This is a genomic window from Streptomyces sp. NBC_01283 (assembly GCF_041435335.1).
Lineage (GTDB): Bacteria > Actinomycetota > Actinomycetes > Streptomycetales > Streptomycetaceae > Streptomyces.
Window position 1 is genome coordinate 113,834 of record NZ_CP108430.1, and the last position, 13,442, is coordinate 127,275.

The window sequence follows — 13,442 nt, forward strand, 5'->3', positions numbered from 1 at the left end:
GGTCGGCGCCGCTCAGCGGTCGCTGTCCGTGCCGGAGGTGTCGTCCTGCTCGGCGCGCAACCGCTCGCGCAGTTGGGACACCGTCAACTCGGGGTGGTGTGCGACCAGTTCGAGTACGCGGGGCCACTGGCGGACCAGTGCGCCCATGACGGGCGGCGCGATGTAGTCCGGCGAGTACACCCACAGGCCGTGCAGTTCGCCCTCGACGTCGCGGGCCACCAGATAGAGGTCGAGGTTGTGCGGCTCGATGGCGGTGATCAGCTCGGGGAGCGGTGTCACGTCGCCGACCCGCACGTCCAGCGGTGTCACGTCCAGTCCCGGCAGGGTCAGCGTCTTGGCGGGCACGCCGAGCAGATTGAGCATGACGCGCAGGGGCAGCATGTTGCCGTCCCCGACGACGCCGTCGTGCACCAGCGCGCGTACCGGCACGTTCTGGTGCGAGTAGGCGTCGAGCTCGCCGTGCAGGACCTGCTGGACCAGCTCGTGGAACGTGGGGTCGTCCGACATGCGCGAACGGTTGAGGATGATGTTGATGAACGGGCCGGCCATCGACTCGGTCTCCGGTCGTTCGCGGCCGGCCAGCGGGTGGCTCACGGCGATGTCCGTCGCGCCCGAGTAGCTGTGCAGCAGCACGTGGAACGCCGACATCAGCATCATGAACAGGGTCACGCCCTCGCTGCGGGCGGCCTCCTTCACCGCCGACATGACATCGGCGCCGACCACGACGCTGTGGCTGAAGCCCTCGATGAAGTCGTCGAGCTGGTGGTGGGGGGCTTCGAAGTCCAGCGTGCGCGCCGCCCCGTCCAGCTCGGTGCGCCAGTGCTCGACATGCTCGTCGAGTGCGCCGCTGGCCAGCAGTCCCTGTTCCCATGCCGCGTAGTCCAGGTGCTGGACCATGACCTCGGGCAGCTGCGGCCTGCGTCCTGCCGCGTGGGCCTCGTACAGCTTCGCCAGCTCGTCGAAGACCACGAGGAAGCCCCAGTGGTCCACCAGGATGTGGTGGGCGACGAGGACCAGCGCGTGCTCCTGGTCGGCCAGCCGCACGAGCAGACCGCGTACGAGGTTGCCGTCCTCGATGCGGAACGTCTTCTTGGTCTCTTCGGTGAGCAGCGCGTGCAGTTGCTCGCGCTGGGCCTGCCCCTGGTACCCGCGCAGCTCGATGGTGTCGAGCTGCCACTGGGGCCTGCCGTCGGCGAACTGCTGTGTCGCCGAGCCTCGCTGGACGTAGCGGGTGCGCAGGATGTCGTGGCGGCGCACCAGGTCGTCCAGGGCGCGGCGCAGGGCCGCGGCATCGAGCTCGCCGCGTACCCGGAACGCGGTGATGACGGCGTGGTGGGCGTGGTTGGGGCCCACCGGCTGCAGCAGGAATTCCAGCTGTCCGAAGGAGAGGCCGGTGCCGTCGCTGCGGTCCGCCTTGGGGATCGGGGCGTTCAGCAGGTCGGCCGCCCCGATGGCCGCGGCGGGTGCGTCCTGGCGGCGGGGCAGCTTGACGGTGCCGTTCTCGACGCCGTCCGCGCACCGGGTGAGGGCGCGCAGTGCGTCGAACCAGGCGTCCGCGAGCTCGCGGACCTCGTCCTCACCGAGCAGCGAAGTGGCCCAGCTCCAGTTGGCCACCAGCCGCGGTCCCTCGGGGCCGTCCTGGGTGACCGCGTTGATCTCCAGCGGGTGGGAGAGCGGTCGGTCCCCGGCGGGGGCGGAGGCGGTGTCCTCGCGCAGCGGCAGCCAGGGCCGCTCCTCGTCGGTGACGGGCACCCGGCCGAGGTAGTTGAACAGCACCTGCGGCCTCGCCGGTGCGGCGAGCAGGGGCGCTGTCTGGGGGTCCAGGTAGCGCAGCAGGCCGAAGCCCAGGCCGTTGTCCGGGATGGCCCGCAGGTCCTCGCCGGTGCGGGCGACGGCGGCCGCGAGCTCATCGCCCGCGTCGGTGACGTGGTGCCAGGGCAGCGCCGCGGCCTCCAGGCGCACCGGGTGGACGCTGGTGAACCAGCCCACCGTGCGTGACAGGTCGGTGCCCTCGACCAGGTGCTCGTGCCGGCCGTGGCTCTCCACGTCCAGGACCACCGGGCCGGTGCCCGCCGCGGCTGAACCGTCCCGGCGGGCTCGCCACTGCCCGGCAGCGAGGCCGAAGGCGGTCAGCAGCACGTCCTGGATGCCGCGGCGGAACACGGCGGGCACCTGTGCGAACAGCGGTGCGCAGTCCTCGGCGGACAGGGTCACCGAGAGGCGTCCCTCGGTGCCGGTGACGTCCCGCTCCCTGTCCAGCTCTCCGGTGACCAGGGGCTCGGCGTCCCGCAGGATGTCCTGCCACGCCGGCAGTTCCGCGCGGTGCCGGATGACGGCGGAGCCGGTGGCCACCCGCTCCGCCCAGCCGCGCAGTGACGTCGTCACCGGTGCCAGGACCGGCTCACGGCCCGCGGACACCGCTTCCCAGGCGACGGCGATGTCGGACAGCAGGATCCGCCACGACACGCCGTCGATGGCGAAGTGGTGTACGGCGAGCAGCAGTCGGCCGGGGCGTCCTGGTCCCGCGTCGAACCACACGGGCTGCAGCATCGCGCCCGCGGCCGGGTCGAGGCGCCGCTTGGCCGCGGTCGTCTCCTGGCTGATCAGGCGGTGTGCGTCCGCGTCGTCCAGGCCGCCGATGTCCACCCGGTGCAGCACGTCGGCGATGCGCGGCGTGCCGGGTTCCGCCGCGTGCAGCGACCACTGCCCCGCGGGCTCGGTCACCAGCCGGGTGCGCAGGGCGTCGTGCTGGTCGAGGACCGCCTGGAGCGTCGCGACCAGCCGGTCCTCGTCGATGTCGAGAGGCAGGCCGACGGTGGCGGAGAGGTCGAAGCCGACGGCGGAGCCGCCCAGTTGGCGCTGGCGTTCCAGGATGGGCAACGGCGCGATGGAGCCGGTGCCGATGTCCGCGACGCCCACCGCGGCCTCCTCATCGGCCGGCCGCGCCACCTGGGCTATGCCGGCCGCCGTCTGGTGCGTGAACACGTCCCGGACGGTGAACACGAGACCGGCCGTGCGGGACTGTGCGACCAGTTGGGTGGCCTGGATGCTGTCGCCGCCCAGGTCGAAGAATCCGGCTTCGGCGCCGACCTCGGGAAGCCCGAGCACGTCGGCGAACACGGCGACCAGGATCTCCTCGACCGGCGTCCGTGCGGCGCGGGACGCGGAGCCCGCGCCCAGGTCCGGTGCGGGCAGTGCGCGGCGGTCGAGCTTGCCGTTCGTGGTCACCGGGAACGCGTCGAGCACCATCACCGCGACGGGCACCATGTACTGCGGCAGCCGTTCCGCCACGAAGGAGCGCAGCTGAGCGGGTTCAGCGGCGGCTCCGTCGGCGAGCACGACATAGCCGACGAGGTCCTTGCCGCCCGAGGCCTTGTCATGGACCACCACGGCCGCGTCCGCGACGGCCTGATGGGCACCGAGCGCGTTCTCGATCTCGCCCGGTTCGATGCGGAAGCCGCGGATCTTGACCTGGTCGTCGGTGCGGCCGAGGTACTCGATGGTGCCGTCGGCGCGCCAGCGGACCAGGTCACCGCTCCGGTACATGCGCTCGCCGGCCGCTCCGTAGGGGCAGGCGACAAAACGCTGAGCCGTCAGGCCGGGCTTGGCGAAGTAGCCGCGGGCCAGGCCCGCTCCGGCGAGGTAGAGCTCGCCGGGGACGCCGACCGGCACCGGGCGCAGCCGCTCGTCAAGGACGTAGGCACGGGTGTCGTCCATCGGTGTACCGATCGGCACGGTGCCGTCGGTCAGCTCGCTCATGCTGTGCAGCACGGCGAACGTGGTCGTCTCCGTCGGCCCGTACCCGTTGGTGAGTACGGTCCGGGGCCAGGCGGCAAGTGCCTTGGCGACCACGGGTGGTGACAGCGCCTCGCCGCCGGCCATCACCTCGCGCATGCCCGAGAGGGCCGTGGCGTCGTACTCGACGAGCAGGTTGAAGAGTGCGGCGGTGAAGAACGCCGACGTCACGCCCCGTTCGCGGATGATGCCCAGCAGCACGTCCGGGTCGAGCTCCCCGGCCGGCGCGACGACGACCTCCGCGCCGGACAGCAGGGGGACCCACAGTTCGTAGGTGGAGGCATCGAACGCGGTCGGGGCGTGCATCAGCACGCGGGTGTGGTTGGCACCGCGCCAGGTGTGGTCGGCAGCCAGGCTCGCGACATTGCGGTGGGTGACCGCCACGCCCTTGGGCCGTCCGGTGGAGCCGGAGGTGAACATGATGTAGGCCAGCCGGTCCGGGTCGCTCGGGGGCGTCAGGGTGCCGGGCTCGGCCGCGGTGTCGGCGGCGGCCAGTTCGGTGGTCACGTCGAGCACGCGCAGGCCGTCGACGGCGGGGTGCGCCGGTCCGTCTCCGTCCACGAGGAGTACGTCCGCTCCCAGCTCCTCCATGATCAGCCGCATCCGGGATTCGGGGTAGCGGGGATCCAGCGGCACGTACACACCGCCGGCCTTGAGCACGGCCAGGATCGCCACGGGCACCCGCACCGACCGCTCCATCAACAGGCACACCGCGTCCTCGGCACCGTCGGCACCCACCCCCAGCGCCCGCAGCCGTGCGGCGAGCCGGTCCGTGGTCCGGGAGAGCTCGCGGTAGGTCAGCCGCTCGTCGCCGCAGCTGATCGCGACGGCGTCAGGAGTGCGGGCGCACTGCGCCTCGAAGAGCTCGGTCAGAGCGGCGGTCGGCTCCTTGGCGCCCGTTCCGTTCCACTCCTCCAGCACGCGGTGCCGCTCGGCCGGGGTGAGCAGATCGACGCCGCCGACCGGCTGGTCCGGGTCGGTGATCATCGCGAGGACCACCTGACGCAGCCTGCCGAGCATGGTGCGCACCGTCTCCGGGTCGAAGACGTCGGCGTTGTACTCGAAGCCGCCCTCGATCCCGCCCGCGGCGCCGTCGCTCGTGAGGCGCTCGTGCAGCAGGAGGACCAGATCCATGCGCGCCGTGCCGGTGCTCATCACCAGCGGCGACGCCTCGATGCCGGGCAGGTCCAGCGTCTCGTCGGCCACGCTCTGCCAGGACAGCATGACCTGGACCAGCGGGTGGTGGGACATGGTCCGGGACGGCCGCAGGCTGTCCACGAGGGACTCGAAGGGGATGTCCTGATGCGCGAGCGCGTCCAGGGTGCGTTCCCGCACCGCGGTGAGCAGTTGCCGGAAGGTCTGCTGGTGCGAGATCCGCGTCCGCAGGACCAGGGTGTTGGCGAAGAAGCCGATCAGGTTCTCGGTGGCCTGGTCGTCGCGGCCCGCGTTCGCGACACCGATGGGGATGTCCTGGCCGGCGCCGAGGCGGCTGAGCAGCACCGCGAGGGCCGCGTCGAGGACCATGAACATGCTGACGTCGCAGCTGCGGGCCAGTCGGGCGAGTCCTTCGTGCAGGTCCGCGTCCCACTGGAAGGTGACCGTGTCTCCGGCGTGCGAGGCCTCGGCCGGGTGCGGGCGGTCGACCGGCAGGGCGATCCGTTCCGGCAGACCCTCCAGCGCGCCGCGCCAGTAGTCGAGTTGTCGTGTCCAGGTGCTGTCGGGGTCGTCGGGCTCACCGAGGTACTGCCGCTGCCACAAGGCGTAGTCGGCGTACTGCACCGGCAGTGGTTCCCAGGAGGGAGCATGGCCGGCCCGGCGCGCCCGGTAGGCGGCGGCCAGGTCGTGGCGCAGGGGCGCGAGCGACCAGCCGTCCGCGGCGATGTGGTGCACGACGACGGCCAGCACGTGGGCGTCGGGGCCGACCGTGAACAGCTCCGCGTGCAGCGGGATCTCACGGGTCAGGTCGAAGGAGTGGCGGACCGCGTTCGCCACCGCGTCGTCCAGGCCTCCTTCGGCAACCTCGGTGACCGGAAGTTCGGGGCGTGCCTGCCCCGGTTCGAGAATGAGCTGGCAGGCCGGTGAGCCGGTGTCCGGGAAGACGGTGCGCAGCGCCTCGTGACGGGCGACGACATCGGCGAGGGCAGCCCGCAGGCAGTCCACGTCCAGCGCCCCGTTCAGGCTCAGCACCACAGGAAGGTTGTACGTGGGCGATGGCCCCTCGATCTGGTGCAGGAACCACAGCCGTCGCTGGGCGAACGACAGCGGCAGCGGGTCCGGCCGGGTGGCCCGGACCAGCGCGGGCCGCGCGTCGCCGCTGCCCTGACGCACGAGCTCAGCCAGTTCGGCCACGCTCTGCTTCTCGAACAGGGCGCGTACCGGCAGCTCGACACCGAGCGTGGAGCGGATCCGCGCCACCAGGCGGGTGGCGAGCAGCGAGTGCCCGCCGAGGGCGAAGAAGCCGTCGTCGATGCCCACCGCAGGCACCGCGAGTACCTCGGCGAACAGGTCGCACAGGGCCTCCTCCTCGGCGTTGCGAGGCGCGATGTAGGCCGCCGCCGTACGGGTCTCCTGCCCGTCGGGCGCGGGCAGGGCGCCGCGGTCGGTCTTGCCGCTGGGGGTCAGCGGCAGCGCGTCGAGGAAGACGAACGCGGACGGGACCATGTAGTCGGGCAGTTTCCCGGCCAGTGCCGAGCGCAGTCGGCGGCGCAGCTCGTCGTCGGCTCCGGCGGACGCGGCGGGCACCGCGTAGGCCACCAGACGCTGATTGCCCGGCTGATCCTCGCGGACCACGACGACGGAGTCCTTCACCTGGTCCTGGCGCATGAGCACCGATTCGATCTCGCCGAGCTCGATCCGGTAGCCACGCAGCTTGACCTGGTGGTCGAGCCTGCCGAGGTAGTCGATGGTGCCGTCGACCCGGCGCCGTACCAGGTCACCGGTGCGGTACAGACGATCGGCGAGGTCGGACGGGAAGGGGTTACGGACGAACTGCTGCGCCGTCAGTTCCGGCCGGTTGATGTAGCCACGGGCGAGACCGCTGCCGCCGATGCACAGTTCGCCGGGGACGCCGGAGGGCACCGGGCGCCCCTCGGGGTCGAGGATGTGTACCTCGGTGTTGGCTATGGGCCCGCCGATGGTGATCGTCTCGTCCACGATCCGGGTGCCCAGGGAGTAGATGGTGGTCTCGCTGGGGCCGTACATGTTCCACAGTTCCACGCCGCTGTCCAGCAGGCGCCGCGCGACATCGGGGGGCAGCGCCTCGCCGCATATCAGCCCGCGCAGTCCCGGGCGGCCCTGCCATCCGGCATCGAGCAGCATCCGCCACGTGGAGGGAGTGGCCTGCATCATCGTGGCGCCGGTGGCGGCCATCTCGGCGGCCAGCAGCTTGCCGTCGGTGGCCACTTCGCGCGTGGCGAGCACCACGCGGGCGCCTTCGACGAGCGGGAGCAGCAGCTCCAGGGTGGCGATGTCGAACGACAGGGTGGTGACCGCGATCAGGCTGTCGCCGGCGTCGATGCCCGGCCACTGCTTCATCGCCCAGAAGAGGTTGCGCAGCGCGCGGTGGGGCAGTTGGACCCCCTTGGGGCGGCCGGTCGAGCCCGACGTGTAGATGACGTAGGCCAGGTCCGCGCCGTCGACCGGCGCGCCAAGGGGCTCGGCGGACTCGGCGGCGAGCTCCTGGCGCAACTCGTCCACGCACAGTGTCGCGGCCGCGGTCTGCGGCAGGCCCGGTGCCACCGAGCTCTGAGTGATCAGGACGGGCAGTTCAGCGTCCTCGATCATGAACGTGATGCGGTCCTTGGGCAGCCCCGGATCGACGGGCACGTAGGCGCCGCCGGCCTTCAGTACGGCCAGCACCGCGACGACCATGTCGAGCGAACGCTCCAGGCAGACCCCGACCATCACGTCGCGCGCGACACCATGGCTCCGCAGCCGGCGCGCCAACTGGTTGGCGGAGGCGTCGAGTTGGGCATAGGTGAGGGTCCGTCCCTGACAGTGGACCGCCTCGGCGTCGGGCCGCAGTACCGCCTGCTGCTCTATGCGCTGGTGGGTGAGCAGCTCGTCGGGCCACTCGTGGCGGGTGTCCGTCCGCTCCCGGTGCTGCGCCAGCTGCTCCGTCTCCGTGAGCAGGGCGATGTCCAGGATCGGCTGGTCCGGGTCGCGCAGCACGTTGTCGAGCAGCACCTTCAGGTGGTTGCCCATGCGATCGACCGTGGCCGCGTCGAAGAGGTCGGTGTTGTACTCGAACCAGCCGCCGAGCCTGTCGTCCTGCTCGAACACCTGCAGTTCGAGATCGAACCGTGCGGTGGTGCTGGCCACGTCCATCAGTTCCAGGCGCAGACCGGCCACGCCGAACTCCGGCACGGGGATGTTCTGGTAGACGAACGACACCTGGAAGAGGGGCGACCTCGACAGGTCCCGCTCCGGTCGCAGTTCCTCCACCAGCCGCTCGAAGGGCAGTTCCTGGTGGGCGAACGCGCCGAGGGCGGCGGAGCGCACGCGTCCGAGCAACTCGGTGAACGTCGGGTTGCCGGAGGCGTCGTTGCGGATCGCGAGCGTGTTGACGAAGTAGCCGATGAGCTGCTCGACCTGGGACTGGCCGCGGTTGGCCACCGGGACCCCGACAACGACGTCCTCCTGCCTGCTGTACCGGTGCAACAGGGCGACGTACGCGGCGAGCAGCGTCATGAACGGGGTGGTTCCCGTGCGCCTGCTCAGGTCGCGCACTCCGTCCATCACCGAGGCCGGCAGCTGGAAGGGCCGCGAACCGCCGGTGGTGCCGAGCACCGCGGGGCGGGGCCGGTCGGTGGGCAGTTCGAGGATGGGTGCGGCGCCGTCGAGGGTCGTCCTCCAGTAGTCGAGTTCGGCCGCGAAGCCCGGCCCCGCGAGCTGTTTGCGCTGCCACGCCGCATAGTCGGCGTACTGGACGGTCAGTTTCGGAAGTGTGGCCTCGGTACCGGTCAGGTAGCTCTGGTACAGGGCGACCAGCTCGCCGAACAGCACCGATGTCGACCACAGGTCGGCGACGATGTGGTGCATGGTGAGCAGCAGGACGTGCTCATCGGGCGCCAGGCGCAAGAACTTCATCCGCATGAGCGGCCCGGTGCCCAGGTCGAAGGGGCGGGCGAACTCGCGGCGCGCGAGGTCCTTGACGCCCTCTTCTCCTTCGGTTCCGTGCAGGTGCTCGCACGCCTCGACCGTCATCTCCAGCTCGCCGGTCGGGTGCACGACCTGCACGGGCTCGCCGTCGGCCTCCTCGAACGTGGTGCGCAGCGACTCGTGCCTGCGGACGATCTCGGCGAGGCTGCGGCGCCAGATCTCCAGGTCGAGCGGCCCGTGCATGCGCACGGCCGCCGGAATGTTGTAGGCGGCGCTGCCGGGGTTGAGGCGGTCCAGGAACCACATGCGCTGCTGGGGGAACGACGCGGAGAACCGGCGCTCGCGTACCGGGGGCTGTTGGGCGCTCTTGCGCTGCAACCGCTCTGCCAGCAGCGCGCGCTTCTGCTCCGGCGTGAGGCTGGTCAGGTCGATGTCGGTCATGCGCCAGTCTCCTGATCGTTGAACTCGGCGGGGAGGAGGTTCTTGCACCTGCGCTGTGGTCCTCGCGGGTTGCGGTGTCGACGTCCGGTGGTGGGCGCCCTGCGTCTCGGCGGTCGGTGCCGACCATCCGGGGTGGCGCGCCTTTGCCCGCAGCGAGCAGCGAATCCGCTCACGTCGCGAGTCGTTGCGACTCGACCCGTGCGGTCCGTCGGTGGGTTGTGGGGCGAGTGCCTCGAAAGAGTGGAGCCGAAGACGGGAACAGGCCGCCACGATCGGCCTGTTGTCCGGGCTGCAGGTGCCTGTCTATCGATCGGTGATCGGCCTGTCCATGTTCGGCACCGTCACCGCAGGAGGGGCTGGGCTCAGTGCGTGAGACGGCGGGGCCGTGCCAGAGGATGGTCACTCTCGCGGCCGTGATGAGGCAACCGTGTGCGGCGAAACACGAGGTGGCGGGGGATGCCGGTCGGCATTGGCGGACGCGGACAGCGAAGGAGGCGCGGACACGGCCTCGCCGTGTCCGCGCCTCCTTGGCGCTCTTCTGCCGGGGGGTCAGGCGGTGCGGCCCCGCGCCCGGCGCAGCGGCCGCAGGATCAGCAGCACCGAGCCGGCCAGCACGAGCAGGCCGGCGAGCAGCGACGCGACACCGATCCAGGGCAGCCATCCGATCTTCGCCGCCACGGTCACGTGGCCGGCCGGTCCGCGCGACCCGTCGGCCTTCATGGCGACCGCGGTGACGTCACCGGACTTCACCGACCAGTTCAGCGTCTGTGCTCCCGGCCCGCTGGCCTTGGCGATCCACCCGTCGGCCTTGGCCGGCGGCGTCCCGGGCGTGCCGCCGGGGTGCTTGCTCTCGGTGTCGCCCTTGTCGCTCGAGTCATGGATGGTCACGTGCTGGACACCGTCCAGGTACTGGCGCACGTGCCCCTTGTCGGCGAGGCCGATGAACACCGCGTCGGAGGACCGGTCCGGCTTGAAGGTGATGCGGAGGTCGTCGTAGAGACCTCCCAGCTCCTTGTCGGCGCGCCAGCTCTCGGTCGTCATGGCGTAGGTGTCGGTGCGGTGCATGTACTTGTCGGTGCCCAGATCGATGTAGCCGTCGTCCTGGGAGGACATGTAGAGGGCCGTACCGCCCGCGCCGACGAGTGTCAGTGCGACGAGGGCCAGGAACGCGCCGACCACGACGGCGGTGACGCGTCCGGCCGTCCAGCCTTTGGAAGAGGTACGCACGTTCGCCCCCTTCAGGAAACCTTTGGCGCCGTTGTCGGTCACAAGTTCCTCCTCGGTCTGATCACCCGGTCACGAAAATCCGGGTGAGCGATATGTTTTGTGTGCGGACGGTCGTGCAGAGCCCACGTGGCTCACCGTAAGCGGAAGAAGGGCATCCGACATCAGGGGCATCCCCTAGGCCCGCATCAGGGAGATCCCTTACGAACTCGTGATCGGTCGAGAAATACGACGGGTCGCGGTGTTCAACTGGCTGGTTCGGCCAGTTGAACGCGGTGTGAAGTCACCTCGGGACGGTCGCTCCGCTTACGTCGTTTCCCGTTCCATGGGAAGTGAATCCATGTCTTTCTATGGTCCTTTTGTTACCCGCGCCGAAGCAATGCCCGCAGAGCGACGGCGGACCGGGCCCGCACGATGGCCGCTTCGCCTCGCGGGAGCGCTTCCTGACGCCTTGACACCATCGTGACCTGGCCATCAGCCCGGATCCACGGGCGATCGAGATCGTCCGGCCGACGTCACGGAGCAGCCCCGTGAAGGGCGCATCACCAGATTTTTCAAGCCGCATGAGATTCACGGATGATCCTTTCCATGCTCCCGATCGCCCGCTTTTCCGGCCCGGAGTGCGGCGGCCGGGCCCCGCCATGGGGCTCGCGGAAATTCGCTTGAATTCTGATACGCACCGGTTTCCCCGTTGTCCAACGCGAAAACGTCCCCCACGACGTTCACCGCTGGACGACAACCCCTGTGCCGGGCAATGGCCTTGGCCCCGAGTAACACATCTCCTGCCGCTCTCAAGTGCGCCTATAGAGCGTCTCCAGTGATTCTCCAGGACGCTCTGTCTCGCGACGGTGCCGTGTTGCCGACCGAGTCGATGCGGATGCGCGGCCCGTGGTGACGACGAGGCATCGCCCGTAGAACCGGCGGCGAGTCTCACCAATTCCCGCGAAAGGGCGGGACGTTCAACTGAACGAATCAGCCAGTTGAACATGGGAGCAAGTATCCGTGGTCGAAATTATGTCGGGTGCACCGCATACGAACCCTCTCCCCCTGGACTCCGTCGCGAGCGAAGTGCCAGCATTCATCCCGCACTTGCCTCCACGACTCGGCAAGGCGGCCCTGCCTTTTATCTCGCGAGAAATGCGAATCAACCGCGTCCGTTTCTCGCGGACTGAGCCGGAAAGAGGTCCGGAAACGATGGAGAAGATCCTCGATGCGATCCTCGCGGGAGAACTCGACGAGGTGGCCCATTTGCCGGTGCCCGACTTCTACCGAGGGGTGGTGCTGCACGCCGATGAGACGGCGATGTTCGAAGGACTGGAAAGCCGGGACAAGGACCCGCGCAGCTCGCTGCATCTGGAGGAGGTGGCCACCCCCCAGCCGGCCGCGGGTGAGGTGCTTGTGGCGGTGATGGCCAGCGGGATCAACCACAACACGGTGTGGTCCTCGATCTTCGAGCCGCTGCCGACGTTCGGCTTCCTCTCCCGTTACGGCCGCACCTCGCCGCAGGCGGCCCGGCACGACCTGCCCTACCACGTGCTGGGGTCCGACCTCTCCGGTGTGGTGCTGCGCTGCGGCGAGGGGGTGACGGGCTGGCAGCCCGGGGCCGAGGTGGTCGCGCACTGTCTGTCCGTGGAACTGGACCACCCCGACGGGCACGCCGACACCATGCTCGACCCCGAACAGCGGATCTGGGGGTTCGAGACCAACTTCGGCGGGCTGGCCGAACTGGCGCTGGTCAAGGCCAATCAGCTCATGCCCAAGCCGCGCCACCTCACCTGGGAGGAGGCGGCCGCGTCGGGTCTGGTGAACTCGACCGCGTACCGGCAGCTGGTGTCCGCGAACGGCGCCCGCCTCAAGCAGGGCGACACGGTGCTGATCTGGGGCGCCTCCGGCGGCCTCGGCTCCTACGCCACCCAGCTGGTACTCAACGGCGGGGCGACACCGGTATGTGTGGTGTCCAGTCCGCAGAAGGCGGAGGCGTGCCGGCGGATGGGCGCGGAGCTCGTGATCGACCGGAGCGCCGAGGGCTACCGGTTCTGGAAGGACGAGCACACACAGGACCCGCGCGAATGGCGCAGGCTCGGAGCTCGCATCAGGGAGCTGACCGGGGGCGACGACCCCGACATCGTCTTCGAGCACCCGGGCCGTGAGACCTTCGGCGCGAGCGTGTACGTGGCCCGCCGCGGCGGCACCATCGTCACCTGCGCGTCCACCTCCGGATATGAGCACACCTTCGACAACCGGTATCTGTGGATGCACCTCAAGCGCATCGTCGGTACCCATTTCGCGAACTACCGCGAGGCGTGGGAGGCCAACCGCCTCATCGCCAAGGGACTGGTGCATCCCACGCTGTCGGACGTGGTGCCGCTCGAAGGCACGTCCCAGGCGGTCCACGACGTGCACCACAACCTGCACCAGGGCAAGGTCGGGGTGCTGTGCCTGGCCCCTGAAGAGGGGCTCGGGGTCAGCGACGCCGCGCTGCGGGACCGTCACGAGGCGGCCATCAACAGGTTCCGCTCGCGGCCTGCGGGCGTCTGACACGTCGAGAGGTAACCCGGCGCGTCACGAAAGAAGACGCGCTTCCTCCGGGCGCGGCGCCAACTGCTTTTCCCCGAACGTTTCTTGACGGGTCGACGGGACCTGTTGGATGCTGACCGACGAATAGCGGAAATCGAACGGGGATGCGGCCGAATTTCGGATCGGCTCTCCTCGCCGCCCCTCCGGATCTCCAGATCCTCAGATCTCCGGATCTCGATTCAATTTCTTGGAATGGCTCCTTCGCCGAACGTGGCGGACAGCAGCCAGAAATCCAGCTGGAATGCGCGGCCGGGCCGCCTGTTTCCGTAAGAGTTCACGCAGATTTCGAGCATGGAGAGGACGGT

3 protein-coding genes are annotated in these 13,442 nt (G+C 69.9%); 1 reads left to right on the forward strand and 2 read right to left on the reverse strand.

The annotated features are described in order from the left end of the window. Positions 1–12 precede the first annotated feature (12 nt). Together OG302_RS00395 and OG302_RS00400 are read right to left on the reverse strand one after the other, a co-directional pair. Positions 13–9,336: an amino acid adenylation domain-containing protein gene (locus OG302_RS00395; RefSeq protein WP_371524661.1), complete on the reverse strand. Its 9,324-nt coding sequence runs from the start codon at positions 9,334–9,336 to the stop codon at positions 13–15. A gap of 549 nt (positions 9,337–9,885) precedes the next feature. Next, positions 9,886–10,563: a hypothetical protein gene (locus OG302_RS00400; protein WP_371524663.1), complete on the reverse strand. Its 678-nt coding sequence runs from the start codon at positions 10,561–10,563 to the stop codon at positions 9,886–9,888. Between the two features lie 1,191 nt (positions 10,564–11,754). Here OG302_RS00400 and ccrA point away from each other — a divergent pair. Further along, positions 11,755–13,098, forward strand: a complete 1,344-nt coding sequence (gene ccrA, locus OG302_RS00405) for a crotonyl-CoA carboxylase/reductase (protein WP_371524665.1) — start codon at positions 11,755–11,757, stop codon at positions 13,096–13,098. Positions 13,099–13,442 lie beyond the last annotated feature (344 nt).